The 24,895-nt window shown below is 67.0% G+C and carries 26 protein-coding genes; 14 read left to right on the forward strand and 12 right to left on the reverse strand.

Features of this window, described 5'->3' with window-relative positions:
* Positions 1 to 54: 54 nt before the first annotated feature.
* The 7 genes from AC2EAL_RS11810 (at position 55) to AC2EAL_RS11840 (ending at position 8,292) form a co-directional block, all read left to right on the forward strand.
* Positions 55 to 2,628 (forward strand): putative PEP-binding protein, encoded by a 2,574-nt coding sequence (locus AC2EAL_RS11810; protein ID WP_484724412.1) that lies wholly within the window; start codon positions 55 to 57, stop codon positions 2,626 to 2,628.
* Between the two features lie 187 nt (positions 2,629 to 2,815).
* Positions 2,816 to 3,439, forward strand: a complete 624-nt coding sequence (locus AC2EAL_RS11815; RefSeq protein WP_484724413.1) for a cell wall hydrolase — start codon at positions 2,816 to 2,818, stop codon at positions 3,437 to 3,439.
* 84 nt (positions 3,440 to 3,523) lie between these two features.
* Complete coding sequence (locus AC2EAL_RS11820) at positions 3,524 to 4,429, forward strand: dihydroneopterin aldolase (RefSeq protein WP_484724480.1); 906 nt, start codon at positions 3,524 to 3,526, stop codon at positions 4,427 to 4,429.
* Between the two features lie 46 nt (positions 4,430 to 4,475).
* Complete coding sequence (gene folP, locus AC2EAL_RS11825) at positions 4,476 to 5,477, forward strand: dihydropteroate synthase (protein WP_484724414.1); 1,002 nt, start codon at positions 4,476 to 4,478, stop codon at positions 5,475 to 5,477.
* Positions 5,478 to 5,491: 14 nt separating this feature from the next.
* A complete protein-coding gene (glmM, locus tag AC2EAL_RS11830; RefSeq protein ID WP_484724415.1) occupies positions 5,492 to 6,835 on the forward strand; it encodes a phosphoglucosamine mutase in 1,344 nt (447 codons plus the stop codon).
* Between the two features lie 174 nt (positions 6,836 to 7,009).
* Positions 7,010 to 7,825, forward strand: coding sequence for a hypothetical protein (locus AC2EAL_RS11835; RefSeq protein WP_484724416.1), 816 nt, complete (start codon positions 7,010 to 7,012; stop codon positions 7,823 to 7,825).
* Positions 7,822 to 8,292 (forward strand): hypothetical protein, encoded by a 471-nt coding sequence (locus AC2EAL_RS11840; RefSeq protein ID WP_484724417.1) that lies wholly within the window; start codon positions 7,822 to 7,824, stop codon positions 8,290 to 8,292. The genes AC2EAL_RS11835 and AC2EAL_RS11840 overlap by 4 nt, the downstream gene beginning before the upstream one ends.
* A 6-nt stretch (positions 8,293 to 8,298) precedes the next feature.
* On the opposite strand, the gene AC2EAL_RS11845 is transcribed toward AC2EAL_RS11840, so the two are convergent.
* From AC2EAL_RS11845 to ilvC, 3 genes are all read right to left on the reverse strand, one after another.
* Positions 8,299 to 9,075: a hypothetical protein gene (locus AC2EAL_RS11845; protein ID WP_484724418.1), complete on the reverse strand. Its 777-nt coding sequence runs from the start codon at positions 9,073 to 9,075 to the stop codon at positions 8,299 to 8,301.
* A gap of 87 nt (positions 9,076 to 9,162) precedes the next feature.
* Complete coding sequence (locus tag AC2EAL_RS11850) at positions 9,163 to 9,480, reverse strand: hypothetical protein (protein ID WP_484724419.1); 318 nt, start codon at positions 9,478 to 9,480, stop codon at positions 9,163 to 9,165.
* Positions 9,481 to 9,550: 70 nt separating this feature from the next.
* On the reverse strand, positions 9,551 to 10,573 hold the full coding sequence (gene ilvC, locus AC2EAL_RS11855; RefSeq protein ID WP_484724420.1) for a ketol-acid reductoisomerase: 1,023 nt from the start codon (positions 10,571 to 10,573) through the stop codon (positions 9,551 to 9,553).
* Positions 10,574 to 10,699: 126 nt separating this feature from the next.
* Between ilvC and AC2EAL_RS11860 the strand changes: the two genes are divergently transcribed.
* From AC2EAL_RS11860 to AC2EAL_RS11875, 4 genes are all read left to right on the forward strand, one after another.
* A complete protein-coding gene (locus AC2EAL_RS11860; RefSeq protein ID WP_484724421.1) occupies positions 10,700 to 11,158 on the forward strand; it encodes an Lrp/AsnC family transcriptional regulator in 459 nt (152 codons plus the stop codon).
* Positions 11,155 to 11,637: an Lrp/AsnC family transcriptional regulator gene (locus AC2EAL_RS11865; RefSeq protein ID WP_484724422.1), complete on the forward strand. Its 483-nt coding sequence runs from the start codon at positions 11,155 to 11,157 to the stop codon at positions 11,635 to 11,637. The genes AC2EAL_RS11860 and AC2EAL_RS11865 overlap by 4 nt, the downstream gene beginning before the upstream one ends.
* 103 nt (positions 11,638 to 11,740) lie before the next feature.
* Positions 11,741 to 12,844, forward strand: a complete 1,104-nt coding sequence (locus tag AC2EAL_RS11870; protein WP_484724423.1) for a mandelate racemase/muconate lactonizing enzyme family protein — start codon at positions 11,741 to 11,743, stop codon at positions 12,842 to 12,844.
* A gap of 2 nt (positions 12,845 to 12,846) precedes the next feature.
* On the forward strand, positions 12,847 to 13,971 hold the full coding sequence (locus AC2EAL_RS11875; RefSeq protein ID WP_484724424.1) for a pyridoxal-phosphate-dependent aminotransferase family protein: 1,125 nt from the start codon (positions 12,847 to 12,849) through the stop codon (positions 13,969 to 13,971).
* Positions 13,972 to 14,029: 58 nt separating this feature from the next.
* Here the strand turns inward: AC2EAL_RS11875 and AC2EAL_RS11880 are convergent, their stop codons facing one another.
* From AC2EAL_RS11880 to AC2EAL_RS11895, 4 genes are all read right to left on the reverse strand, one after another.
* The gene (locus tag AC2EAL_RS11880; RefSeq protein WP_484724425.1) at positions 14,030 to 14,281 is read right to left on the reverse strand and encodes a hypothetical protein; all 252 of its coding nucleotides are present in this window, start codon (positions 14,279 to 14,281) and stop codon (positions 14,030 to 14,032) included.
* Between the two features lie 258 nt (positions 14,282 to 14,539).
* On the reverse strand, positions 14,540 to 15,766 hold the full coding sequence (locus tag AC2EAL_RS11885) for a UbiH/UbiF family hydroxylase (protein ID WP_484724426.1): 1,227 nt from the start codon (positions 15,764 to 15,766) through the stop codon (positions 14,540 to 14,542).
* A gap of 74 nt (positions 15,767 to 15,840) precedes the next feature.
* Positions 15,841 to 16,083 (reverse strand): hypothetical protein, encoded by a 243-nt coding sequence (locus AC2EAL_RS11890; RefSeq protein WP_484724427.1) that lies wholly within the window; start codon positions 16,081 to 16,083, stop codon positions 15,841 to 15,843.
* A gap of 67 nt (positions 16,084 to 16,150) precedes the next feature.
* Positions 16,151 to 16,798: a pyrimidine 5'-nucleotidase gene (locus AC2EAL_RS11895; RefSeq protein WP_484724428.1), complete on the reverse strand. Its 648-nt coding sequence runs from the start codon at positions 16,796 to 16,798 to the stop codon at positions 16,151 to 16,153.
* 97 nt (positions 16,799 to 16,895) lie between these two features.
* Here AC2EAL_RS11895 and AC2EAL_RS11900 point away from each other — a divergent pair, with 97 nt between their 5' ends.
* A complete protein-coding gene (locus AC2EAL_RS11900) occupies positions 16,896 to 17,531 on the forward strand; it encodes a GntR family transcriptional regulator (protein WP_484724429.1) in 636 nt (211 codons plus the stop codon).
* Positions 17,532 to 17,550: 19 nt separating this feature from the next.
* Here the strand turns inward: AC2EAL_RS11900 and AC2EAL_RS11905 are convergent, their stop codons facing one another.
* Both AC2EAL_RS11905 and carA read right to left on the reverse strand, forming a co-directional pair.
* Positions 17,551 to 19,416 (reverse strand): glycosyltransferase, encoded by a 1,866-nt coding sequence (locus AC2EAL_RS11905; RefSeq protein WP_484724430.1) that lies wholly within the window; start codon positions 19,414 to 19,416, stop codon positions 17,551 to 17,553.
* A 73-nt stretch (positions 19,417 to 19,489) separates the two neighbouring features.
* Positions 19,490 to 20,644 (reverse strand): glutamine-hydrolyzing carbamoyl-phosphate synthase small subunit, encoded by a 1,155-nt coding sequence (carA, locus tag AC2EAL_RS11910; RefSeq protein WP_484724431.1) that lies wholly within the window; start codon positions 20,642 to 20,644, stop codon positions 19,490 to 19,492.
* Positions 20,645 to 20,824: 180 nt separating this feature from the next.
* On the opposite strand from carA, the gene AC2EAL_RS11915 reads away from it, so the two are divergent.
* Positions 20,825 to 21,283, forward strand: coding sequence for a GatB/YqeY domain-containing protein (locus tag AC2EAL_RS11915; protein ID WP_484724432.1), 459 nt, complete (start codon positions 20,825 to 20,827; stop codon positions 21,281 to 21,283).
* Positions 21,284 to 21,285: 2 nt separating this feature from the next.
* Entirely contained in the window at positions 21,286 to 21,642 is a 357-nt protein-coding gene (locus tag AC2EAL_RS11920) for a hypothetical protein (RefSeq protein ID WP_484724433.1), read from the forward strand.
* A 15-nt stretch (positions 21,643 to 21,657) separates the two neighbouring features.
* Here AC2EAL_RS11920 and AC2EAL_RS11925 read toward each other — a convergent pair whose 3' ends face one another.
* The 3 genes from AC2EAL_RS11925 to ctaD form a co-directional block, all read right to left on the reverse strand.
* Positions 21,658 to 22,143: a DUF2244 domain-containing protein gene (locus tag AC2EAL_RS11925; protein WP_484724434.1), complete on the reverse strand. Its 486-nt coding sequence runs from the start codon at positions 22,141 to 22,143 to the stop codon at positions 21,658 to 21,660.
* A 13-nt stretch (positions 22,144 to 22,156) separates the two neighbouring features.
* Positions 22,157 to 23,104, reverse strand: a complete 948-nt coding sequence (locus AC2EAL_RS11930) for an alpha/beta hydrolase (RefSeq protein WP_484724435.1) — start codon at positions 23,102 to 23,104, stop codon at positions 22,157 to 22,159.
* A 72-nt stretch (positions 23,105 to 23,176) separates the two neighbouring features.
* Positions 23,177 to 24,859, reverse strand: coding sequence for a cytochrome c oxidase subunit I (gene ctaD / locus AC2EAL_RS11935; protein WP_484724436.1), 1,683 nt, complete (start codon positions 24,857 to 24,859; stop codon positions 23,177 to 23,179).
* Positions 24,860 to 24,895: the final 36 nt, after the last annotated feature.

Here is a 24,895-nt window from a genome sequence, read left to right on the forward strand (position 1 = left end):
AAAGATTCGTCACAAGACTGACATGTCAGGCTTGATTGACAGGGCATTCGGCGTATGCTGCACCTGAAAACAGGTGCCGCAGTGCAGAAACACGATCCGATTCCGGAGTTCGCGCAGATCTCGCCCTCGGCGCAGATCGCGACGGCCTCGCATGGCTGGCGGGCCAAGTGCCTGCAGCGGCTGGTGCGGCTGGAGCTGCCGGTGCCGAAGTCGGTGGCACTGCCCGCGTCGACCGTCCGGTTGATCGCGGCCGGACATGGGGTGGATGCCGCTGGAATCCTTGACCATTTCGGCGATGGACCCCTTATCAGCGTCCGCCCTAGCCCCGCGAACCCCGATTGGGGCGGGCCGGCGACGATTCTGAACATCGGGCTGAACGCCAAGCGCCATGCCCGGCTGGCGGAAACCCATGGCGAGGCGGCGGCGGATGCGCTGTATCTGCGCTTTGTGCAGGCCTATGCGATCCATGTGGCGCGGCTTGACCCCGAGGTGTTTGACGGGCTGAAGCCGGGCCCGGGGGCGCTGAAGGATGCGCTGCGCGAATACGAGGTGGAGACCGACGAGCCTTTCCCGCAGGACGCAGGCAGGCAGCTGGCCGAAGTGCTGCGGTCGATGGCGCGGGCCTGGGAGGGGACCTCGGCGCGGCTTCTCCGCCAGGCCAAGGGCGCGCCCGAAGAGGCGGCGCTGGGCCTTGTCGTGCAGGAAATGGCGCAGGGCATCGGGCAGGGGATCAGCGGGTCGGGTGTGATCCAGTTCGTCGATCCGGTGACGGGGCAACCGCAGATCACCGGGCGCTACTTGGGGCAGTCCCAAGGCCGCGATGCGCTGAAGACGACCGAGGCGCTGTACCTGACGCGGGATGCGCGCGGGCCGTCGCTGGAAGACGTCGCGCCCGATATCTTTGCCACACTGGTCGAGTATGGCGCGACCTGCCGCACCCGCCTGCGCGAGGAAATGCAGATCGAGTTCACCATTGAGGACGGCCGTCTGGCCGTGCTGGACGCGGTGAAGGTGCAGCGCTCGGTTCGGGCGGGCCTGCGGATCGCGGTGGCGCTGGCCGAGGACGGGGTGATCCCTCGCGACGAGGCGGTACTGCGGGTCGAACCGCGGGCGCTGTCCGAGCTGTTGCACCATCAGGTGGACCCAAGGGGTGCGCGCGACGTGATTGCGCGGGGGATTGCGGCCTCACCCGGGGCGGCGACGGGGATCCTGGTGTTTTCGTCCTCCGAGGCGCAGGCGGCGGCGGCGCGGGGCGAGGCCTGCATCCTGGTGCGGCGCGAAACGGCGCCGGAGGACATTCGCGGCATGCATTCGGCGGCGGCTGTGTTGACCGAACGCGGCGGCATGACGAGCCACGCGGCGGTGATTGCGCGCGGGCTGGGGCTGCCTTGCGTGGTGGGCGCGTCGGAGTTGCGGCTGGACACGCGGGACCGCAAGCTGACCACGGCCGACGGGCGGGTGTTCCGCGCGGGCGATGTGGTGACGCTGGACGGGTCCAAGGGCGAGGCGCTGGCGGGCGCTGCCGAGATGCTGCCCCCGGCGCTGGACGACAGTTTCCGCAGGCTGCTGGCCTGGGCTGACGAAGTGCGCGACATCGGCGTGCGGGCCAACGCAGACACTCCCGCCGATGCCGAAACTGCCCGCAAGTTCGAGGCGCAGGGGATCGGCCTGTGCCGGACCGAGCACATGTTCTTCGACGAAGACCGTCTGGTCGTCATGCGCGAGATGATCTTTGCCGATACGCCCGGCGACCGCGCGGCGGCCTTGGCGCGGCTCTTGCCGATGCAGCGGGCGGATTTCGTGCAACTGTTTGAAATCATGCAAGGCTTGCCGGTCTGCATCCGTCTGTTCGACCCGCCGCTGCATGAATTCCTGCCGTCTGACCGCGAGGGACTGCGCGGGCTGGCCGAGGCGCTGGACCGTCCCCTGTCCGAAGTGACGCGGCGGGCCGAGGCCTTGACCGAGGTGAACCCGATGCTCGGGATGCGGGGGGTGCGGCTCGGGGTCGTCCTGCCGGAAATCTACGACATGCAGGCGCAGGCGATCTTTGAGGCGACGCTGGAATCGGCGCGTCGCGGGGCGCCGGTGGTGCCGGAAATCATGATCCCGCTGGTCAGTGCCCGGCGCGAGGTGGAACTGGTCAAGACCCGGATCGACGCCCTGGCCGCGATGGTGCGGACCAAGGCGGGGGCTGCGTTCGATTACAAGCTGGGCGTGATGGTTGAGACACCTCGCGCCGCGCTTCGGGCCGGGGAAATCGCCCAGCACGCGGCCTTCCTGTCCTTTGGCACCAACGACCTGACCCAGATGACCTACGGGTTAAGCCGCGACGATGCCGGGCGGTTCATGAACACCTATGTCCGCCAGGGGGTCTTCCCCGAGGATCCGTTCCACATCCTGGACGTCGACGGGGTGGGCGAGCTTTTGCACATTGGTGCCGAACGGGGACGTAAAACCCGGAAAGATCTGACATTGTCGATCTGCGGTGAACACGGCGGCAACCCGGAATCCATCGATTTCTGCCGCCGCGCCGGGTTCGACTATGTGTCCTGCTCGCCCTACCGGGTGCCGATGGCCCGGCTGGCGGCGGCGCACCTTGCGCTGCGGGATCGTGAGAAAACTGTTTAAAATCAGTTAATTGTAATAGAATCTTAACCTTCTACACTGCATTTTCGGCGGCATTTCGCCGATGCAGGACGGATTTCCGTGGCAATTCTGCAACAGCGGTGGACCCCCCCGAACGCTTCCCCTAACTCCCCGCCAGCTTGCCAAGGCGGGGGAACTTCCGCCGGACACCAAAGACGGAAGAGCAGAAATGACGCGTATCCTGACGAGTATCGCCCTGGCGATCGGACTTGCGGCTGGCCCGGCGTCGGCGGATGCCCAGTGGACCAGCAGTCTGTTCGGCCTGATGCCCAGCAATACGGCCTACGTCCCTGAGTTGAAGCGCTTGCCGGCCCCTGATCTTGACGCGCCGCTGCCGGCTGCAGCGATGACCGAGGGGCTGACCGAGGACTGGCTGATGTCGCAGCCCGAACCCTCGGGCGATGCCCAGTGGCAATGCCTGACCGAGGCGCTGTACTTCGAGGCCCGTGGCGAAAGCCTGGAAGGGCAGATTGCGGTGGCCGAGGTGATCCTGAACCGGGTCGACAGCCCGCTTTACCCGCGCACGGTCTGTGGCGTGGTCAAGCAGCGCGGCGGCGGCGGCTGCCAGTTTTCCTATGTCTGCAGCGGCAAGACGAAGATGCGCGAGAAGGGCGCTGCCGACTTGGCTGGCCGCATCGCGCGGGCCATGCTGGACGGCGCGCCCCGGATCCTGACGGCGGGGGCCACGCATTTCCACACCCGCGCCGTCAAGCCCAGCTGGTCCAAGCGCTTTGCGCGGACGGCGCGGATCGGGGACCATCTGTTCTATCGCCAGCCTGGCTCGAACGGCTGATGTCGCCTTCTGCGGCTTCGGTGACGCCTTCCCGCTTGGCGCGCGCTGCCCGCGTGGTATGAGGGGCCGAACGGCGGAGGACCCCTGATGAGCGATATCGAGCTGGCTTTCGCCCATCCGGAAGACCGGGCCGAGGCCTCGGCAGGCGCGGGGATGCGCGACCGCATCAGCCTGCGCGACCACATCGTCGAGGCGGATATCGGGGCTTTCCAGAAGGAGCGCGGCCACAAGCAGCGCCTGCGCTTCAACGTGGTGGTCGAGGTGCGCCCGGTGTCCGCGCCGCTGGACGATGATGTCGACCGCATCCTGTCCTATGACCGGATCACCGAATCCATCGCGGCGGAACTTGCGGCGGAGCGGTTGAATCTGTTGGAAACGCTGGCGGAGCGGGTGGCGGAGCGTATCCTGGCGGAACCAGCCGCGATGCGGGTCTTCATCCGGATCGAGAAGCTGGATGTCGGACCCTATGCGCTGGGGGTGGAAATCGTCCGGTCGCGCGCGGAACGCCCAGTACAGAAGGCCGGGGACGAGGGGATGGAGGCGGTGCATCCGCTGGTCGTCTTCCTGGACACTGCCACGATCCATGCCCCGGACCTGTCGGCGCGGCTCGATGCACTGCTGGCCGAAGGTCTGCCGATGATCCTGGCCGTAGGCCTGCCCGATCTGCCGCGTCCGGTCACCGGGCACAAGCCGACCCAGCGCCGGGTGGACCTTCTGGCGATGGAGCAGAACGCCTGGACGCTGGCTGCCCGCGATGCGCGCTGTGTTGTGGTCGCGACGCGGACGGAAATCGACTGGGCGATGAAGCGGGGGCAGACCGTGGTCTGGGCGCCGTCGAAGCTGGTGCTGGATGCGGTCGACGGCCCGAAGGGGTCTGATCCGGTGGGGTTGGCCCTGTGGCTTGCCGAAACCATGTCGGCGACGGCGCTGGTTGTTCACGGCGAAGTTGCAGTCCCGGCAGGAAGCCGCGTCCCCGTGCGGCGGGCCTGACGCTTCCCCCTTGAAAAGCGGTTGGGCTTCGGCCACTCCGAACGCCATGGAGTATTTCCGACCGATTGCGATGACCGATCCGGCCCGCCCGAAAACTGCCATGACACTGGCGGGGGGCTGGTGCTGGTTCGACCGGGTCGAGGTCCTGTCTCGGGCTGCCCCAAGCCGGGTGATCGCGGCAGCCGAGGTTCCGGCGGCGGTCCTGCACCGGCTTGTCTCGCCGCGTCCCGCTTTTGCTGGCCTTGCGATGGACCGTCCACGACTGATGGGCATCCTGAACGTGACGCCGGACAGTTTCTCCGACGGAGGCCGGTTCCTGGGGGCCGAGGCGGCGGTGGCGCAGGCGCGGGCGATGGCCGAGGGGGCCGAAATCATCGATGTGGGCGGCGAAAGCACCCGGCCCGGCGCGGTGGAAGTGCCTGTGGCCGAGGAGATCGCCCGCAGTGTCCCGGTGATCCGCGCGCTGCGCCAGGGCGGGCTGGCGGCACCGATCAGCATCGACACCCGCAAGGCCCCGGTCGCCGCTGCGGCGCTGGAGGCAGGGGCGAGCATCGTCAACGACGTCTCGGCCTTCGACTTTGACCCCTCGCTGGGTCCCTTGGTGGCGAAGGCGGCAGCTCCGGTCGTGCTGATGCATGCGCAGGGGGTGCCCGCCAGCATGCAGGACGATCCGCGCTATGGCGATGTTCTTCTGGACGTCTACGATGCGCTGGCCACGCGGCTGGCCCGGGCTGAGGCGCTGGGGATCGACCGCGCGCGGATCGTGCTGGACCCCGGCATCGGGTTCGGCAAGACGCTGGAGCATAACCTGGCGCTGTTGCGCGGGCTGTCGTTGTTCCACGGGCTGGGCTGTGCGCTCTTGCTCGGCACCTCGCGCAAGCGGTTCATCGGGACCATCGGTCGGGCCGAGGCGGCGGATGCCCGCGCGCCGGGGTCCATCGTCACCGCGCTGGCCGGAGTGGCGCAGGGGGTGCAGATTGTCCGTGTCCACGATGTGCCCGAAACTCGCCAAGCTTTGCGGCTATGGCACGCGATGAACACCGATTAGTTGGAGGATGAGGCATGAGCCGCAAGCTGTTTGGCACCGATGGCGTCCGGGGGCGGGCGAATTCCTGGCCGATGACGGCAGAGCTTGCGCTGAAGCTGGGCGCGGCGGCGGGGCGGTATTTCCGCCGCGACGGCTCGGCGGCGCACCGGGTGGTCATCGGCAAGGACACGCGGCTGTCGGGTTACATGCTGGAGAACGCGCTGACGGCGGGGTTCTGTTCGACGGGGATGAATGTCCTTCTACTCGGCCCGGTGCCGACCCCGGCGGTGGGGTTCCTGACCAAGTCGATGCGGGCCGACGTGGGGGTGATGATCTCGGCCAGCCACAACCCGCACCAGGACAACGGGATCAAGTTCTTCGGGCCGGATGGCTACAAGCTGTCGGACGCGGCGGAAGCCGAGATCGAGGCGCTGGTCGAGGGCGAGATCCAGCCTGCCAAGCCCGAGAACATCGGGCGGGCCAAGCGGATCGAGGATGGGCGCGGGCGGTATGAGGAGTTCGTGAAGACGAGCTTTCCGACGGGCCTGCGGCTGGACGGCCTGAAGGTGGTGCTGGACTGCGCCAACGGGGCAGCCTATCGCGCGGCGCCCGAGGTCTTGTGGGAGCTTGGGGCCGAGGTGATCCCGATCGGGACGGCACCGAACGGGACCAACATCAACGACCGCTGCGGGTCGACCCATACCGAGACGGCGGCCGAGGCGGTGGTCACCCATGGCGCGGATGTGGGGATTGCCCTCGATGGCGATGCCGACCGGATCATGATCCTGGACGAGACCGGGCAGGTCGCGGATGGGGATCAGATCATGGCGCTGCTCGCGGCGCGCTGGGCGGATGAGGGGCGGTTGCAGGGCGGGGCACTGGTGGCGACGGTGATGTCGAACCTGGGGCTGGAGCGGTTCCTGCAGGGGCGCGGCCTGCGGCTGGAGCGGACGGCGGTGGGCGACCGCTACGTGGTCGAACGCATGCGGGAGGGGGGCTACAATCTGGGGGGCGAGCAGTCGGGGCACATCGTGATGACCGACTATGCGACCACCGGGGATGGCCTCGTCGCGGGGCTGCAGTTCCTGGCCGAGATGGTCCGCACCGGGCGGCCCGCGTCCGAGCTGACGCGGTCGTTCCAGACGGTCCCGCAGATGCTGAAGAACGTCCGGTTCAGCGCCGGGGCGCGGCCTTTGGAGGTGGCCTCGGTGCAGGAGGTGATCCGGGCGTCGGAGGCGCGGATCGAGGGGCTGGGGCGCATCCTGATCCGGAAATCGGGGACGGAGCCCCTGATCCGGGTGATGGCGGAATGCGAGGACGAGGCGCTGCTGGCCGCCGTGGTGGACGAGATCGTGGGCGCGGTGGAGGCTGCGGTCTGACATCTGTCCACGGTGGACAAATAGCGTTCACCGCATGAAATCAAGGGCTTGGATTTTTCCGCTAGGGTGGTGTTAACCTTTGCCCTCCGGGGCTGGGGGTCAGGCTTTCCGCTCTGGCGCGGGGCGTGCTGTCGCGGCATTGTCCGCCGAAACGACCTGAGGAATGGGCAGAACATGCAGAAGATCGGCTGGGGTTTGGGTGTCGCGGCGGTGCTTTGGGGATCCTCGGCCCTGGCGCAGGACCTGGCGGTCGCGGGCCATACGGTAAGCGTGACGGACGACGGGATGGGCGGCGCGGCGCTGTTGGTGGATGGCGAAGTGCTGCACGAGAACGGGGTGATCTTCCTGGACGAGGGGCTGCAGCAGATCAGCGGGCTGACGGTCGTCACCGGGGTGGCTGGGGCGGGGGGCAACGCATGCGGGGCAGCCCCCTTCGTCCTGGCATTGGCCGAGGGGACGGCCCCGGCCTTCTACGGCCCGCTCGACAGCTGCCGCGAGTTCACCCTGCAGGTCCAGCCCGAGGCGCTGGTGTTCGCGACTGAACCGCTGCCATCGGAACCGGGCGAAGTCTGGGTCTGGAACCCGGTCTCCGGCATGACCGAAGCCTTGCCTGAGGAGTTCGCCAGCGACGGGGCGGGCTGGGAGGCGGTGCCAACCCTTGCCCAGGCGCATCCGGTGGAGGCAATGAAGCTGGGCCCGGTGCTGTCGGCACTGCAGGGGGGCCTTGGGGCGGACTATGCGGCCTTTGCCGAGCGGATTTCGGACCTTGGCTCGGGCGATCTGACGCCGGAGGGCTATCTGGGCCAGGCCTGTCTGAAGTTTACCTGCGAAGCCGACTGGGCTTTCCTGTACCTGCATCCCGCGAGCGAAGGCGTGTTCGCGGCCTGGCATGTCTCGGGCGAGATCGAGCCGCATGTCTGGCCCCAGGACACCACCCAATGGCCCGCCGAGGCGATGGCAGCCCTGCGGGCAGCGGGGGGCGAGGGATGAGAAAGCTGATTGCAGGCGCGCTGGTCCTTGCCGCCGGTTCGGCAGTTGCCGAGGTGAAGGACGAGGAATTCTTCGCGGGCGATCAACTGGTCCAGATCGAGTTCATCGACCCGATCGAGATCATGTGGGTCGGACCGAACCAGTACGAGCGGACACAGGTGCTATCCGGCGCCGATATCGAGGTCGTGGCCGAGTTCACCGATGACGAGGCGCTGCAGATGCTGGGCGTGCGGGCGCTGGTGGCGGAGGTTCCGGGGACGCACAGCTGTGAGAATCTGGACGATCCGCGGGAGTACTATGTGGTGACCCTGGGGAAGGAACTGGCCACCGATGGGCCGGTGACAACCTGTGTGGACCTGACGGTTTCGGCCACGCCGGGACAGATTGTCCTGGAGGAGGACCCGATGGGGGATGGAGAGTTTTACTTTTGGATGCCGGACCAGGGCTTTGGCGGCGCGGCAAACTGACCGGGGTCAACGGCGCGGTTTCGGGGCCAGCGCGTAGTTGCCGGGGTAGGCCAGGTTGCCGTGGTGGGTGACCTGCGCGGTTTCATGGCACCAGATCTCACCGCCGCAGCCTTCGATCCAGCGGCGGCAGAAGGACGTGTCCTCGCCGTGCATCACCGCCCCGTCGCGGCCGCGCAGGTGGCTGAAGAAATCATGGAAATCCGCGCCCGGATAGCCCGGGCCGTTGAAGGCGGGGACGGGTTGGGCCACGCCCATCCGCACCATCCGTTCGGGCACCTCGCGCCGGATCAGCATGAAGCCGGTCCCCGCACCCGGCACCTTGCGAAAGCCGTCCCGCACTTCATGCGGCCAAGGTTTGCCGGCATCGAAGACCTCGGAGATGTTGTAGCGCAGGGTTTCGGCCAGAAGCTTGTCGGTCGAGGCGCGTTCCCCTTCCGGCTTTGCGGCCTCACGCTCGATTGCGGCGCGAAAGGCCTGCCAGCGCATCTGGCGCTGCGGGTAGGGCGCGACAGTGAAATCGGCGTCGAAGGCCAGGAGGTCGAAGAAGACCTGCGGCTGATAGCTCATGTCGCTGTCGAGAAGGAGCGCATGGGTGAACTTGGTGTCGGCGAGGAAGACCGACATCAGGTAGTTGCGCGAGATGACGAGGTCGGACCATTCGTAGGTCTTCAGCGCGAAGGGTATGCCGCGCTTTTGCAGCGTCTGGGTCAGGCCGAGGAGGCTGTGCACCGCAGGCGTGTCGATCTGGCCGCCGGTCGGCATCAGGATCATCAGGGTGGTCATCGCGGCCCCTTGGTTGGTGCCTGTCAGGGGTGGCGTGAGCGATGGGGGCTTGTCAAGCGGAAGCGGGCTTGCCGGGAGGCTGAGGGGTCAGGGGCTGCGTTCGGCGGTCCAGCCCTGGTCGCAGGACAGGCTGCGGAAGCGGTGGCTGCAGGTGACCAGGGTGCCGTCGGGCAGGGCGAAGGTGAAGCTGTGGCCGAAGCTGATGCCCTGCGCGCCCATGGCGCGGGCCTCGCCTTCGGCGGGGGGCTGGCCGGGCTGCTGGACGGGAATGCGCTGGTCGTCTCGGGCCAGAGCCAGGATCGGGCGGGCCGCGAAATCGGACAGCGCCATCGAAGAGCCGACGTTCTGCAGGATGTACCACAGGACCGCGAGGGCGATCAGGGCGACGGGGATCCACTTGCGCATGGCGGGCCTTGGATTGGGGCAGGGGCGCGACGGGGCGCCCCTGCGTAGGGTGTGCTACAGTGCACCCTTCTTAGTTGCGGGCCTTGTCGACCATCTTGCCCTTGGCGATCCAGGGCATCATGGCGCGGAGCTTTTCGCCGACCTTCTCGATCTGGTGTTCGTCGTTGATGCGGCGGGTGGCCTTGAAGAAGGGCTGGCCGACAGCGTTTTCCTGCATGAAGTCGCGGACGAACTTGCCGGTCTGGATGTCGCGGAGGACCGCCTTCATCCGGGCCTTGGTCTCGTCGTAGGGCAGGATGCGGGGCCCCGAGACGTATTCGCCGTATTCGGCGGTGTTCGAGATCGAATAGTTCATGTTCGCGATGCCGCCTTCGTAGATCAGGTCCACGATCAGCTTCACTTCGTGCAGGCATTCGAAATAGGCCATTTCGGGCTCGTAGCCGGCTTCCACGAGGGTCTCGAAGCCCATGCGGATGAGTTCGACAAGGCCGCCGCAGAGGACCGCCTGCTCGCCGAAGAGGTCGGTTTCGCATTCCTGACGGAAGTTGGTCTCGATGATGCCGGACCGGCCGCCGCCGATGGCGGAGCAGTAGGAGAGGCCGATCTCCATCGCCTTGCCGGTTGCGTCCTGGTGGACGGCGACGAGGCAGGGGACGCCGCCGCCCTTGGTGTATTCACCGCGGACGGTGTGGCCGGGGCCTTTCGGGGCCATCATGATGACGTCGACGCCCTTCTTCGGCTCGATCAGGCCGAAGTGGACGTTCAGGCCGTGGGCGAAGGCAATGGCGGCGCCTTCGCGCAGGTTGTCGTGGACGTATTGCTTGTAGGTCGCGGCCTGGAGTTCATCGGGCATGGTGAACATGATCAGGTCGCACCAGGCGGCGGCTGCGGCGATGTCCATGACCTTCAGGCCCTCGGCTTCGCACTTCTTGGCCGAGGCCGAGCCGGGGCGCAAGGCGACGACGACGTTCTTGGCACCGCTGTCGCGCAGGTTCAGCGCGTGGGCGTGGCCCTGGCTGCCGTAGCCGAGGATGGCGACCTTCTTGTCCTTGATCAGGTTCACATCGCAGTCGCGGTCGTAGTAAACGCGCATGGCGTCCTCCGTTGGTTGTGATGGGGGGACAATAGGGGTTTCTGGTGCGGAACCCGTGCAATCTTTGACGACAGACGAGTTTTCTGCGAAAACTCATTCTCTGATCCTGCTGTCAGTGAGAAATTCATGCAGATTGACGATACCGACCGCCGCATTCTGCGTCACTGGCTGGCCGAGCCGGGGCTGGAGCGGGCCGTCCTGGCCGAACGGGCCGGAGTGACGCCTGCGACGCTCTGGCGGCGGCTGGACCGGCTGCGCGAGGGCGGTGTGATCCGGTCGGAAGGTGCGGCCATCGATTGGCGGGCGCTGGGGTATGAGGTGGAGGTCTCGCTCCGCTTTACGTTGGACAAGACCAACCCCCGCGCCTTTGACGAGTTCATCGCGGCCGCAAGGGACGTGCCGGAAGTGATCGGGATCGAGACCTTCCTTGGCCGCGTTGATGTACGCCTGAACGTCATCGCGCGGGACATGGGGCATTGGACGGGGATCTATCGCGACCGGATTCTGACCTTGCCGCATATCGCGGAGGTGGAAGCGCTGATGCTGGTCTCCACGATAAAGGAAACCGTGGGGCTGCCGCTGTGATTGATCTGGACGACACTGACCGGGCGATCCTGCGGGAGTTGGTGGCGGACGGGACGCTGTCAGCGGGGGAGTTGGGGCGGCGGTTGGGGCTCTCGCAACCGGCGGCGTGGCGGCGGGTGCGGCGGCTGGAGGAAGCAGGGGTGCTGAATGGCCTTGCGGTGGAGGTGGACCGCGAGAAGCTCGGGTTTGGCGTCACGGTGTTCCTGGGGGTGAAGCTCGCGACCAAGGGGCGGGTCAGCCTAGAGGACTTTGAACGCGCGGTGCAGGCGATTCCCGAGGTGCAGGTGGTGCAGCATGTGCTGGGGTTGTTCGACTATCGCCTGCGGGTCGTGGCCCGCGACATCGCGGATTTTGAACGCGTGCTCCGCCGCCGGATCATGACGCTGCCGGGGGTCGGGAACGTCGAGGCCAACGTGCTTCTGACCGAAGAACGTCGCCCGGGACCCCTGGGCGTGGCGGAAACGGTCGGGAAGGCGTGATCTTTGGCGGCTAGGGTCGGGGTCGCTCCTCGTCGCATTTCATGCGCTCGTCGCTGGCGAGGAGACGACGAAGTCGGACGACGAGCCAACCCGGGGAGAGGCCATGAAGATCGCCAAGCTGGAGACCTTCGACACTGAATTCGTCTGCTTCGTGAAGGTGACGGCGGATACCGGCGACGTCGGTTGGGGCCAGACCTCGACCTATTACGCGGATTTCACCGCCGACGTGTTCCACCGCCAGGTCGCGCCGCACGCCTTGGGGACCCGGGTTGAAGACCTGGAGGACACGCTGCGCCGGAACTACGAGCGTGAGCACAAGTATCCGGGCAGCTATCTTCGCCGGGCGCAGGCGGGGCTGGATACGGCAGCATGGGATTTGCGGGGCAAGGTGGCGGGGAAGCCGGTGGCTTCTCTGCTGGGGGGCTCGCCCGGACGCGTCCGCGCCTATGCCAGTTCGATGAAGCGCGACATCACGCCCGAGGATGAGGCGGCGCGGTTCGTGAAGCTGCGCGACCAGTTCGGCTTTGACGCCTTCAAGTGGCGCGTGGGGGCGGAATGCGGGCGGGACCAGGATGAATGGCCGGGGCGGACGGAAGCAGTTATTCCCATTGTTTCCAAGGCTCTCGGCGACGATGTTGAGAAACTGGTTGATGGGAATTCCTGCTACTCCCCCGCCCGCGCCATCGCGGTGGGCCGGATGCTGGAGGACAACGGTATTGGCCATTTCGAGGAGCCCTGTCCCTATTGGGAGGTCGACCAGACGGCCGAGGTTCGCGCGGCCCTGAACATCGACGTGGCGGGGGGTGAGCAGGATTGCGAGTTCACCGCCTGGCAACTGGCCATCGAGCACAAGGCGGTGGACATCCTGCAGCCGGACATCATGTACATGGGCGGCATCTGCCGGACGCTGGAGGTCTGCCGGATGGGCGCGCGCGCTGGCCTGCCGATCACGCCCCATGCGGCGAACCTGGGGCTGGTGACCCTGTGCACGATGCACCTTCTGCGGGCGATCCCGAATGCCGGGAAGTATCTGGAATTCTCGATCGAGGGGCTAGATTACTACCCCTGGCAGCAGGGCCTGTTCCGGAACGATCCCTACCGGATCGAGGACGGCCATGCCACAGTGACGGATGCGCCCGGCTGGGGCGTCGAGATCAACCCTGACTGGCTGGCAAAGGCCCGCCACCGTGTTTCGGAAAGGACCTGAAGATGCCCGGACTGCATGCCCATATCGACCCCGAGGGGCTTGAGGAATTCTCGGTCGTCTTCACCGACCGGTCGCTGAACCACATGTCGGCTCGGTTTCAGGGCGTGATGCGGGACGTCTCGGGGATGCTGAAGGAGGTCTACAAGGGCTCTGCCGTGGCGCTGATCCCCGGTGGCGGGTCCTACGCGATGGAGGCGGTCGCTCGGCAATTCGGGAAGGGGCGCGTCCTGATCGTGCGGAACGGCTGGTTCAGCTATCGCTGGACGCAGATCTTCGAGGCCGGGGGTTTCGCGCAGGAGACGACCGTGGTGATGGCGCGGCAGACCGGGAACGATGCCCGCGCGCCTTACGCTCCGCCGCCGATTGACGAGGTGGTGGCGAAGATCCGTGAGGTGCGCCCAGAGGCGGTGTTCGCGCCGCATGTGGAGACCTCGGCCGGGATCATCCTGCCCGACGACTACATCACTAGGATGGCCGCGGCGGCGCAGGAGGTGGGCGCGCTGATGGTGCTCGACTGCATCGCGTCGGGCTGCATCTGGGTGGATATGGCCGCGACCGGGGTCGATGTGCTGATCTCGGCCCCGCAGAAGGGGTGGTCGGCTTCGCCTTCGGCAGGGGTCGTGGTTTTGTCTCCGGCGGCGGAGGCGCGGCTGGCGGAGACCACGTCGAACAGCTTTGCCATCGACCTGAAGAAGTGGCGCGCGATCATGGAGGCCTACGAGAAGGGCGGCCATGCCTATCACGCGACGATGCCGACGGATGCGATTGTCGGCTTCCGCGACGCGATGGTCGAGACGAAGGCGATGGGGTTCGAGGCCGCCAAGGCCGCGCAATGGGCGCTAGGGCGCGCGGTGCGGGGGATGCTGGCCGAGAAGGGCGTGCCGTCGGTGGCTGCCGAGGGGTTCCAGGCGCCAGGGGTGGTGGTGAGCTATACCAGTGACCCGGACGTGCAGAACGGCGCTAAGTTCCGGGGCGAGGGGCTGCAGATCGCGGCGGGGGTGCCGTTGCAGGTCGGCGAGGGGCCAGAGTTCAGGACCTTCCGGCTGGGGCTCTTTGGCCTCGACAAGCTGAAGGATGTCGATGCGACGGTGGCGCGGCTGAAGCGGGCGGTGGACGCGGTTCTTTAGAAGAAACACAGGCCGGAGGGGAGCTCTCCGGCCTGTGCGTTTGGGCAGGGCAAGTCGATTACTGAGCGTTCGACAGGATCGCCTTGACGCCCTGCGCGGTGCCCGAGGCGGTGTTGGTGTTCTCGCTGTCAGCGAAGAAGGTGACGATCTGCGCGTACTGCGCATTGGTCAGCGAGGACAGGTCGGCACCCGGGAGCACGGCCAGGATCTGCGAGGTGATCGACGAGGGCAGTGCGACCGGCGCTTGCTGGGCAAAGGCGCCCGAGACGGCGGCGACGACCAGGGCAGAGGCGAGAGCGATGCGTTTCATGTTGTAATCCTTTGGTTTTGTGTTCGACCGCCTTTCGTCTGGCGGTAAGATGTATCTGGGGTGTTGTGGCCAGAAAGGGAAATCACGGAGTGATCGCTGGCTCTCGCCGATCTGTGATCGGTCGTGCATCTTGCGCAGCATTGTGGGGCGATTTCTTCGGGAAAACGCCGATTGCCGGGCCCTTGGTCCTCACGAATTTCAGCCGGTTCACGCTGCGGTGGGGGCTTGCGACAAGCCTGTGCAAAAATGCACGGACGGTTATTCCCGGGACGGCGTAGCGCCCTTGCGCCCGACGCCGAGGCCTGCGCGCATCAGCATCTGGCGCACCGGGCGGGCCGAGTACATCGCGTCGAGCGCCTTGGCGCGGAGGTCGCGCAAGGCTGGGGTCTGGGTCATCGAGGCGCGGTTCAGGAGGTCGATGCCGGTGACGCGCGCCTGGACTTCCAGGTGGCGGGCGCGGTGGAAGGCGTCGGTCACCGGCGCGACGCCCGGGTCGGCGCGGTGCGCTTCAACAAGGTCGAGGAGCGTCGCAAGGTCGGCGAGCGACATGTTCAACCCTTGCGCACCGATGGGAGGGACGACATGGGCGGCTTCGGCCAGAAGGACCGAGCGCGGGCCGGAGAGACGGTCGGCGATCTGGCTGATGATCGGCCAGACCGAGCGGCGGCTGACCAGCGTCAGGGGCCCGAGGATGCCCGAGGAGCGGGCGGTCATCTCGGCCTCGAACTCCGGGACCGGCAGGGCCGCCAGGCGGGCGATTTCGGGGCCCGTCTGCATCCAGACAACGGCGGAGGCCGGGCGGCCGTCGCGGTCGGGGAGGGGGACGAGGGTGAAGGGGCCGCCGGAGCGGTGCACCTCGGTCGAGACGTTTTGGTGCGGAATGTCATGGGTGACGGCGAAGGCGAGCGCCTTTTGACCGTAGCGGGTGGTGCGGGCGGCGATGCCAAGCGCCTCGCGCACCGCAGAGGTGCGGCCATCGGCGCCGATCACCAGCTTGGCGGTTACCTGGGTGCCGTCGGACAGGGTCACCAGCGCCTCGGCATCGCGGACGAGCATGCGGGCGAAGCCCACACCGGGGCGGAACGAGACGTTCGGAAGCTCGGCCAGCCGCGCTACCATCTCGCGCCGGAGGAGCCAGTTCGGGAGGTTCCAGCCGAAGGGCGCGTCGGAAATGTCGTTGGCGTCGAAATCCTTGGTCAGCCGCGCCTCGGGCGTCTCGCCGCCCGCATCGATGATGCGCATGACCTGCAGCGGCATGGCGTGGGGTTCCAGCCGCGACCAGAGCCCGGCGACCTGCAGGACGGTGATGGAGGGTTGCAGGAAAGCGGTGGTGCGCAGGTCGGCGCCGTCCTCCTGCGCGTTGGTGACGGGGGGCGTGGGGTCGACGCAGATCACCTGGAACCCGGCAGAGCCGAAGGCGCAGGCGGTGGTCAGCCCGGCGACGCCGCCGCCGGAGATCAGGATATCGGTGGGTTCGCGCATCATGGGTCCTTTGGGCGTCAGGATAGGCCGGGGCGCGGGCGGGGGCCAGAGGACAGGGTGCCTCAGGCCCCGCAGGGTCAGGGTCGGGCGAGGATGACGAGGAGGACGAACATCACCGGGACGGCTGCGAGTGCGGTCAGTACGAGGGCTGGCAGGCCCCAGGTCTGGATGGCAAGCACCACGGCGGTCAGCGCGATGACGAGGATGTAGTAGATCGTGTCGACCTCACGCTCTACCGCGCGGATCAGGCCGCCAATTACGGGCAGCGCGCGGACGATGCGGCTGAAGATGTTCGGTGCGGCAAGGGTGGCGGCGGACATCGGCGGCTCCGGTTTGGTCACGCGGGGTAGGTAGCGCATGACACGGCGGCTGGGATGTGACCGGATGTCACCCCACGAGGCGCGACAGGAAGGCCGCTAGGTCGTCGGTGTGGTGATGGATGTGGTCCGCCGGCTCCGGCTGAGGTGCGACATGGACGGTGCGCATGCCAAGCGCGTGCGGCACGGCGAGGTTGCGGGCATCGTCTTCGAACATCGCGCCTGCGGTTGGGTCGAGGCCGTCAAGCCCGAAGACCGTGGCGAAGGCCTGGGCGGCGGGTTTGGGGTGGAATTCGGCGTGCTCGACGCCGTAGATCCCGTCGAAAAGGCCAGCAAGTCCGCGGGCGGCAAGGACTTTCTCGGCATAGGGTGCGCAGGCGTTGGTGTAGACGATCTTGCGGCCGGGAAGCCGGGCGATGCTGTGGGCCAGGTCCGGGTCGGGCGACAGGACCGAAAAGTCGATGTCGTGGACCTCGTTCAGGTAGGGCCCGGGGTCGACGCCGTGTTCGGTCATCAGGCCCGCAAGCGTGGTGCCGTAGGTCGCCCAATAGTAGGCGCGCAGGTGGTCGGCGCGGGCGCGGTCGACCTGCAGGGCCTGCATGACCCAGTCGGTCATCCGGACCTCGATCTGGTCAAACAGCCGCATGTGCGGCGGGTATAGCGTGTTGTCCAGGTCGAAGACCCAGGTGGTGACGTGAGAGAAATCCTGTTTCGGCATGGGGAAGGGTGTAGTGCGGGGCGGCGGTGTTGGGAAGGCTTGATCGCAGCGGGGCCTGCGCGTTAGGGTCCGCGCCGCAGATCAAGGGACGACGCCGGTGCAGAAAGACGCCTATACGCTGTTGATGGAAGCGATCGAGGCCGGGGTCTACAAGCCCGGCGACCGGCTGGTGGAAAGCGAGCTGGCCGAGCGGCTGGGGGTCAGCCGGACGCCGGTGCGCGAGGCGCTGCAGCGGCTGGAGACGCAGGCGATGCTAACGCGCGACGGCCGCAGCCTGATCGTGGCGAGCCTGGACCACAACCAGTTGGCCGAGCTTTACACCGTAAGGACCGAGCTGGAGGGGCTGGCGGCACGGTTGGCGGCCCGGCATGCGACGCCCGAGGAAGTGCGGGTCTTGAAGAGCATGGTGGCGGAGGACCGCGCGCTTCTGGGCGGTGATCCCAAGGCGCTGAGCCGGGCCAACAAGCGGTTCCACAAGCAGATCCACCTGGCGAGCCACAACCGGTTTCTGGTGCAGCAGCTGGACCTGGTGCATCGCAGCATGGCGCTGATGGCCAATACCTCGTTCGCGGCCGAGGGGCGGGACGAAGTGGCGTTGCAGGAACATGCCCAGATCGTCGCGGCGATCGAGGCGGGGGATGGCGAGGCGGCCTATCAGGCGCTGAAATCGCATATCAGCCAGGCCTTCGAGACGCGCCTGCGGGTCGACGCGGGCGAGTTGAAGATGCGCTGACCCCCGTGCGAAGGGTGGATCAGTCCTTGCCCTCCACCGCCGGGTCAAAGAGGCCATGCGTGGTCTTGTCCCAGTAGAAGGGTCGGGTAGCCAGTTCCAGAAGGCCCTTGTAGGCGGCCATGGACGCGAGCGGATAGTAGACCTTGAGCGTCAGCACCCAGATCCGGCTGAGGCCGTGTTTCGTCCGGCTCAGGCCAAGCGCGCCGACCAGGATGTTGGTCGCCTCTGACAGGAAGAAAGCCCCGGCGATGGCCCAGACGGCGGCAACCGGCAGGGCGGCATAGAGCGGGTGGTCGAAGCCGAAGGGCAGGAGGAGGAAGGACCATAGAAGCGGCGCGAGCAGGAATTGCGCGATCGTGCCAAGGAACAGCACCTGGAAGCCCAGGAAGCCGCGCGGTCCAAGCTGCCGCCAGAGCTGCACCGGTTGCCGCATGTGGACGACCCAGGTCATCATGTAGCCCTTGATCCAGCGCGAGCGTTGCTTGACCCAGTGGACGGGGCGGCAGTTCGCCTCTTCCAGGGTGACAGTGTCGATCAGGTCGGTGCGGTAGCCGTGGCGGGCGAGGCGGATGCCAAGGTCGGCGTCCTCGGTCACGTTATGGGCGTCCCATGCGCCGAGCCGGTCAAGCACCTCGCGCCGGAAGAAGAGCGTCGTGCCACCCAGGGGGACGACAAGGCCGAGGCGGGCGAGGCCAGGCAGTACCAGGCGGAACCAGCCGGCGTATTCGATGGTAAAGCAGCGGCTAAGCCAGTTGGTGGTGGGGTTGTAATAGTCGAGGACCCCCTGCAGGCAGGCGACCTCTGGGCCCGAGCGCTGGAAGCGTTCGACGACGCGGTGCAGCTGGTCGGGTTCGGGCGCGTCCTCGGCATCGTAGACCCCGATGATCGCGCCGCGGGCGTGGTCAAAGGCGTGGTTCAGCGCGCGGGGCTTGGTCTTGACCTGGCCTTCAGGCACCACGACGACGCGCATCCAGGGGGGAAGCTCGGCGTTCGCCAGCGCGTCGAGGGTGACGTGATCCTCGGCCTCGACGGCGAGGATGACATCCAGAAGCTCGACCGGGTAGTCGAGGCGCGCGAGGCGGCGGACAAGGCGGGGGGCGATGTCGGCCTCATTGTAGAGCGCGACGATGATCGAGACGACGGGGGGGATCGCGTCGGTGGCCGGTTCCGGGCCGGGAAGCGGCGCGCGGAGGGCGGCGATGGTGGCGGCGATCTTCAGGACGGTCAGGCAGGCGAGCGTGACCGTGGCGAAGGCCAGCGCGGCAAGGCCGGTGGCAAGGGGGGCGAGGATCAGGCCCGCAAGGATGAGCCCAAGCGCGATCATGGCGCGGGGCGAGCGGGTCAGGCGCGGCCAGTTGCGGCAGCTTTCGGCGGCGGCGACGCGGTTCTCGGCGGCATGGGCCAGGCGGTCGCCGCGGCGGGCGTGGAGGGCGGCCGGGATTTCACGCGGGGAGGCGATGCCGATGGCGACGGGGCCAAGACGGTCTTCCAGCATCGGGCGGATGCGCTGGATCTCCTCGGGGCGGGAGGTGGCGACGACGGTCACCCCGCCGACCTTCTGCCAGGGCACAAGGCCGTGGCGCAGGCAGTCCTGCACGCCGACGGCGTCGATCAGGCGGGGGTCGGGCAGGGCGGTGGCAAGGTCGACGACGCGGATGCCGTAGTTGCGAGCGTCGACGCCGAGAAGGTCGCGTTCGACCACGAGGCCCCGGGTGCGCAGTACGTCGGGCAGGCGACCGGCCTCACGCCCCTGATGCGAGAGGGCGGTGAGCATCTCTTCGGGGGCTACGACGCCCGCGCGGAGAAGCGAGGCGCCAACGGCAAAGCGGCGACGCCCCGATGGCGGAGCAGGTGGAAGATCAGCGATCCGTTCGGCAGTAGCCATGCCGGTCCCCTTCTGGTGCAAGGCCAGACTGGCGGGACGCGGTTAACGGGCCGTTAAGGTTTTGTGTCCGGAATCAGGCAGTTCGGCGGTATTTCATGGCCTCGGCGAAGCGTTCGAACAGGTAGAAGCTGTCCTGGGGCCCGGGCGAGGCTTCGGGGTGGTATTGGACGGAATAGATCGGCTTGCCGTCCACCGCGATGCCGCAGTTGGTGCCGTCGAAGAGGCTCACGTGAGTTTCGCTGACCCCTTTCGGCAGGGTGTCGGCATCGACGGTGAAGCCGTGGTTCATCGAGGTGATCTCGACCTTGCCGGTGGTCAGGTCCTTCACCGGGTGGTTCGCGCCGTGGTGGCCATGGTTCATCTTCCGGGTCTTGGCGCCAAGGGCGAGGGCCAGCATCTGGTGGCCAAGGCAGATGCCGAAGAGGGGCAGATCCTTCTTCAGAACGCCCTGGATCATCGGCACGGCATAGGCGCCGGTGGCCGCCGGGTCGCCGGGGCCGTTCGAGAGGAACACGCCCTCGGGGTTCAGGGCGAGGACGTCTTCGGCGGTGGCAGTGGCGGGAAGGACGGTGACCTCACACCCGACCGAGGCCAGGCAGCGCAGGATGTTGCGCTTGGCGCCGTAGTCGATGGCGACGACTTTGAAGCCCGGGCCTTCGCGGCGGGTATAGCCCTCGGGCCAGGCCCAACGCTTCTCGTCCCAGCGGTAGCTTTGGGCGCAGGTCACGTCTTTCGCCAGGTCGAGGCCGACGAGGCCCTTCCAGGCGCGGGCCTTGGCGACAAGTTTCTCGATATCGAAGCGGCCTTCAGGGTTATGCGCGAGAGTGACATGCGGCGCGCCCTGCTGGCGGATCGCCCGGGTCAGCCGCCGGGTGTCGATCCCGCCGATGCCGATCTTCCCGATCTTCAGGAGCCATTCCGTCAGCTCACCCGTCGCGCGCCAGTTCGAGGGCTCGGTCGGGTCCCATTTCACCACCATGCCGGCGGCGGCAGGGGTGCCGGTCTCGTCATCCTCGACCGTGACGCCGGTGTTGCCGATATGGGGGAAGGTGAAGGTCACGACCTGGCCCGCGTAGGAGGGGTCGGTCATGATTTCCTGGTAGCCGGTCATGGCGGTGTTGAAGACAAGCTCCGCGACGGTTTCGCCCGTGGCACCGAAGCCGTGGCCGTAGAACAGGGTGCCGTCGGCAAGTGCGAGGCAGGCGGTAGGCTTCTGCGGCGCAGGCATGGGCGACTCTCCCTTTGGGTAAATTGCGCGGAACCTAAGGGGCGGGGGGCGCAGGGTCAAGGGCTGGCGTGAAAAGGATTTTCCATGCGTATCAATGGGTTGACGAAATCGGGCGTGGTTGCGGTGCAGGTCGGTTCAGGGTAGACTGCCGGTCTGGGGAAACTATCGGAAAGACCAACCATGCTTTTGCGCGACCGTCTGCAGACGGCCCTCAAGGAGGCCATGAAGGCCAAGGAGGCGGACCGCCTGTCCACCCTGCGCCTGATCAACGCCGCCATCAAGGACCGCGAGATCGCTGTCCGGGGCGAAAGCGACGCGGGCGAGGTGGGCGAGGCCGAAATCCTGCAGATCATGGGCAAGATGGTGAAGCAGCGCCAGGAATCGGCCCGCGCCTATGAAGAGGGCGGTCGGCTGGAACTGGCCGAGAAGGAACTGGCCGAAATCGGGGTGATCCGGGAATTCCTGCCGCGCCAGATGGATGCGGCCGAAGTTGCGGCGGCGGTCGATGCGGCAGTGGCCGAGACGGGGGCCGCCAGTATCCGTGACGTGGGCAAGGTGATGGCGGCCTTGAAGGCGAAGTACACCGGCCAGATGGATTTCGGCGCAGTCGGTGCGCTGGTGAAGGCGCGGCTGGGCTAGCGATGGGGTTCGGGCTCGTTCTGGGCATCGGTTTCGATCTGGCACAGATGCTTGCCATGCTGGATGCCGACCGGACCCGTGTCGAGCTAACCACGGCCTGGGGCGAAACCTACGTCTATCAGTGCAAGGCCGGCCCGGATGGGGCGTCGCCCGAAAAGCAGGGCGAACTGGCCCACGCAGCGCTTGAGGCGAGCCTGGTCCGGCTGGGCGAGGTGGTCCTGGACGACCTCTCGGAAGGTGAGGAGATCGGGCGGTCCGAACTGACGACGGGCCTGATCATGATCCGCAAGGGGGACAGCTGGATCCGCTGGGTCACCTCGCAGCTGGAACAGGACTATGGCTGCGTGCCGATGCTGTAGGCCGGGGCTGGTCTGTCACCGCCGCGCGTGCAGCCGTCGTTCCAGGTCATCCTTCAGCGCGATACGCTCATCCTCGGACAGGAAGGCGCCGAGTTCGACCTCGCGCCCGTCGCCCTTGAGCGTCAGGTAGTTCGGCACCGGACCTTCGGTTTCGTGCAGTCGGACCTGGACCCAGTAGGGGTTCGCTTCCCAGTCCTGGCGGCGGCCTTTCGGGCCGTGGCGGACGATCGTGATCCGGTCCCGCGACAGGCGCAGGTCCTCGACAATGTCGCGGTCGCGGCCGTTCTTCCTCAGCGCGAACCAGATCGCCCAGACCGTGCCGAGGAGGAAAGGCAAGAGCGCCCAGAGCACCGGGGTGCCGAGGATGCCGATCAGCGGCACGGCGATCAGCGCGGCGGTGAGGCCAATGAACCAGACAAAGCCGCGCTGGCTGAGCGAGCGGTGCGGCCAGAGCTGCAGGTGGTCCTGGCCATCTTCGGGGGGAAGCCATTCGTAGGGCATGCGAGAGGTCGGGTCAGGGGATCGATGCGAGGAAATCCTGGAAGGCCTTGCGGAAGGCGGCCGGGTCTTCGGCGTAGGAGCCGAGGTGGTCGGCCCCGGTCCAGAGCGTCACGGTGGGCGCGCTGCGGGCAGTGGCGAGGGCCTGGGAGGGCGCGATGGGCACGATCCGGTCGGCCGCACCGTGGGCGATGAACAGGGGGCCGGGGAAGGCGGCGAAGGTGTCGGCGACCTCGGCCCTGGCAAGGTCAAGATGGCTGGTCCAGGGCAGGATCTGCCGGGCGACCCAGGCATAGACGCCGGGCAGGGGTTTGGCGGACTGGGCGGCCAGATGGTCGATCACCCCGTGGAAGCTGATGCCGGGGCTGTCCAGCGCTGCGGCCTTGACCCGCCCGGCCAGCGGGCTCTGTGCCAGGAACTGGCCGAGGATCGCGCCGCCCATCGAATCGGCGACGACGAGGATGCCGGGGCTGGTGTCCTCGGGCGCCATCTGGGCCACGGCGGCCTCAAGGTCAGGCCATTCCAGGAGGCCGAAGCCGTAGGAGCCACCCGGATCGGCGGGGGCCTTGGCATCATTGCGGTAGGTCATGAGGAGGACCGACCAGCCGGCCTCGCGCAGGATCTGCAGGGTGCGGTAGCCGTCCTCGCGCGCGCCGGCGATGCCGTGGACATAGACGGCGCGGCCGGTTTCGGGACCAGCGGCGGGGACGAACCAGGCCTCGGCGGGGCCTAAGGGAGTTTCGAGCGACAGGGTCTGGTAGGGCAGGGAAAGCGCGGTCATCGGATCGCCGCGGTAGCCGATCGTCAGCGGATCGCTGGGCGGCTCGGCGGTGGCGAGGGAGGCGGCGATGGGGCCGACTTTCAACAGGCCCGCGGTGGTATGGGCCAGGAAGTAACCGTTGATGCCGACATAGCCCGCGAAGGCCACCGTTATCAGCACCAGTAGAAACACCAGGACACGCATCGGAGGACCCTTTCAGGAATGGAAAAGGCCCCGGGCATTTGCAGCCCGGGGCCCTTGTTTCAGATCAGGCGCTTAGTGCGCGTGGCCCTTGTCCCAGTCGGACTGCTTCGGCAGCTGCTCGAACGTGTGTTCGGGCGGCGGCGAGGGCAGGGTCCATTCCAGGGTGTCGGCGTGTTCGTTCCAGTAGTTGTTCTCGGTCACGCGGCGGCCCCACATCAGGGTGTAGAACACGATCCCGATGAAGAACACGAACGAGGCAAACGAGATGAAGGCGCCGATCGAGGAGATGTAGTTCCAGTAGGCGAAAGCCTCGGGGTAGTCGATGTAGCGGCGCGGCATGCCCTGGCGGCCCAGGAAGTGCTGCGGGAAGAAGGTCAGGTTCGAACCGATGAACATGGCCCAGAAGTGCAGCTTGCCCGCCCATTCCGGGTACTGGCGGCCCGACATCTTGCCGATCCAGAAGTAGACCCCGGCGAAGATCCCGAACACGGCGCCCAGCGACATCACGTAGTGGAAGTGCGCCACGACGTAGTAGGTGTCGTGATAGGCGCGGTCCACCGGAGCCTGGGACAGGACGATCCCAGTCACGCCACCGACGGTGAACAGGAACAGGAAGCCGAAGGCCCAGAGCATCGGGGTCTCGAAGGTGACCGACCCGCCCCAGATCGTCGCGATCCAGGAGAAGATCTTGATGCCGGTCGGCACCGCGATGACCATCGTGGCCAGCATGAAGTAGGACTGCTGGGTCAGCGACATGCCCGCGGTGTACATGTGGTGCGCCCAAACGACGAAGCCGAGGACACCGATTGCCACCATCGCGTAGACCATCGGCAGGTAGCCGAAGATCGGCTTGCGGGCGAAGGTTGAGATGACCTGGGAGATGATCCCGAAGGCTGGGATGATGATGATGTAGACCTCGGGGTGGCCGAAGAACCACAGGATGTGCTGGTAGAGGACCGGGTCACCGCCGCCCGAGGGCGTGAAGAAGGTGGTGCCGAAGTTGCGGTCCGTGAGCAGCATGGTGATGGCGCCGGCCAGTACGGGCAGGGCCAAGAGGATCAGCCAGGCGGTCACGAAGATCGACCAGCCAAAGAGCGGCACCTTGTGCAGCGTCATGCCGGGCGCGCGCATGTTCAGGAAGGTCGTGATCATGTTGATCGCGCCGAGGATCGAGGAGGCACCCGACAGGTGGACGGCGAAGATCGCCAGGTCCATCGCATAGCCGCCTTCGGCCGTGGTGGTCAGCGGCGGGTAAAGCACCCAACCCACGCCCGAGCCCGGCCCGAGGTCGCCACCGCCGCCCGGCGCCAGCATCGAGGCCACGCCCAGCGAGGTCCCGGCGACGTAAAGCCAGAACGACAGGTTGTTCATCCGCGGGAAGGCCATGTCCGGCGCGCCGATCTGCAGCGGCATGAAGTAGTTGCCGAAACCGCCGAAGAGCGCGGGGATCACCACGAAGAACATCATCAGGACGCCGTGATAGGTGATCATCACGTTCCAGAGGTGCCCGTTCGGCGTACAGGTCGCGGCGGCATCGGCGACAAAGCGCGCGCCTTCCTGGCACATGTACTGGACACCCGGCTCCATCAGTTCGAGCCGCATGTAGAGCGTGAAGATGACCGAGATCAGGCCGACAAGGCCCCCGACAAAGAGATAGAGAATCCCGATGTCCTTGTGGTTCGTGGACATGAACCAGCGGGTGAAGAACCCGGGTCGATGATGATCGTCGTGGCCGTGGATGGCTGCGTCCGCCATTGGCGTCCTCCGCTTTGGTCGTTCCGTGATGCCGTT

Source organism: Tabrizicola sp. T74, assembly GCF_057219935.1.

Bases quoted from the DNA above. Each gene is read 5' to 3' on its own strand.
- AC2EAL_RS11875 (WP_484724424.1), top strand. From the start codon at position 12,847: ATGCCCGGACTGCATGCCCATATCGACCCCGAGGGGCTTGAGGAATTC.
- AC2EAL_RS11920 (WP_484724433.1), top strand. From the start codon at position 21,286: ATGGGGTTCGGGCTCGTTCTGGGCATCGGTTTCGATCTGGCACAGATG.
- AC2EAL_RS11925 (WP_484724434.1), bottom strand. From the start codon at position 22,143: ATGCCCTACGAATGGCTTCCCCCCGAAGATGGCCAGGACCACCTGCAG.
- ilvC (WP_484724420.1), bottom strand. From the start codon at position 10,573: ATGCGCGTTTACTACGACCGCGACTGCGATGTGAACCTGATCAAGGAC.
- AC2EAL_RS11835 (WP_484724416.1), top strand. From the start codon at position 7,010: ATGCAGAAGATCGGCTGGGGTTTGGGTGTCGCGGCGGTGCTTTGGGGA.
- AC2EAL_RS11885 (WP_484724426.1), bottom strand. From the start codon at position 15,766: ATGATGCGCGAACCCACCGATATCCTGATCTCCGGCGGCGGCGTCGCC.
- folP (WP_484724414.1), top strand. From the start codon at position 4,476: ATGGAGTATTTCCGACCGATTGCGATGACCGATCCGGCCCGCCCGAAA.
- AC2EAL_RS11870 (WP_484724423.1), top strand. From the start codon at position 11,741: ATGAAGATCGCCAAGCTGGAGACCTTCGACACTGAATTCGTCTGCTTC.
- AC2EAL_RS11890 (WP_484724427.1), bottom strand. From the start codon at position 16,083: ATGTCCGCCGCCACCCTTGCCGCACCGAACATCTTCAGCCGCATCGTC.
- AC2EAL_RS11840 (WP_484724417.1), top strand. From the start codon at position 7,822: ATGAGAAAGCTGATTGCAGGCGCGCTGGTCCTTGCCGCCGGTTCGGCA.
- glmM (WP_484724415.1), top strand. From the start codon at position 5,492: ATGAGCCGCAAGCTGTTTGGCACCGATGGCGTCCGGGGGCGGGCGAAT.
- AC2EAL_RS11860 (WP_484724421.1), top strand. From the start codon at position 10,700: ATGCAGATTGACGATACCGACCGCCGCATTCTGCGTCACTGGCTGGCC.
- AC2EAL_RS11845 (WP_484724418.1), bottom strand. From the start codon at position 9,075: ATGACCACCCTGATGATCCTGATGCCGACCGGCGGCCAGATCGACACG.
- AC2EAL_RS11930 (WP_484724435.1), bottom strand. From the start codon at position 23,104: ATGCGTGTCCTGGTGTTTCTACTGGTGCTGATAACGGTGGCCTTCGCG.
- AC2EAL_RS11880 (WP_484724425.1), bottom strand. From the start codon at position 14,281: ATGAAACGCATCGCTCTCGCCTCTGCCCTGGTCGTCGCCGCCGTCTCG.
- AC2EAL_RS11895 (WP_484724428.1), bottom strand. From the start codon at position 16,798: ATGCCGAAACAGGATTTCTCTCACGTCACCACCTGGGTCTTCGACCTG.
- AC2EAL_RS11905 (WP_484724430.1), bottom strand. From the start codon at position 19,416: ATGGCTACTGCCGAACGGATCGCTGATCTTCCACCTGCTCCGCCATCG.
- AC2EAL_RS11815 (WP_484724413.1), top strand. From the start codon at position 2,816: ATGACGCGTATCCTGACGAGTATCGCCCTGGCGATCGGACTTGCGGCT.
- ctaD (WP_484724436.1), bottom strand. From the start codon at position 24,859: ATGGCGGACGCAGCCATCCACGGCCACGACGATCATCATCGACCCGGG.
- AC2EAL_RS11850 (WP_484724419.1), bottom strand. From the start codon at position 9,480: ATGCGCAAGTGGATCCCCGTCGCCCTGATCGCCCTCGCGGTCCTGTGG.
- AC2EAL_RS11915 (WP_484724432.1), top strand. From the start codon at position 20,825: ATGCTTTTGCGCGACCGTCTGCAGACGGCCCTCAAGGAGGCCATGAAG.
- AC2EAL_RS11810 (WP_484724412.1), top strand. From the start codon at position 55: ATGCTGCACCTGAAAACAGGTGCCGCAGTGCAGAAACACGATCCGATT.
- carA (WP_484724431.1), bottom strand. From the start codon at position 20,644: ATGCCTGCGCCGCAGAAGCCTACCGCCTGCCTCGCACTTGCCGACGGC.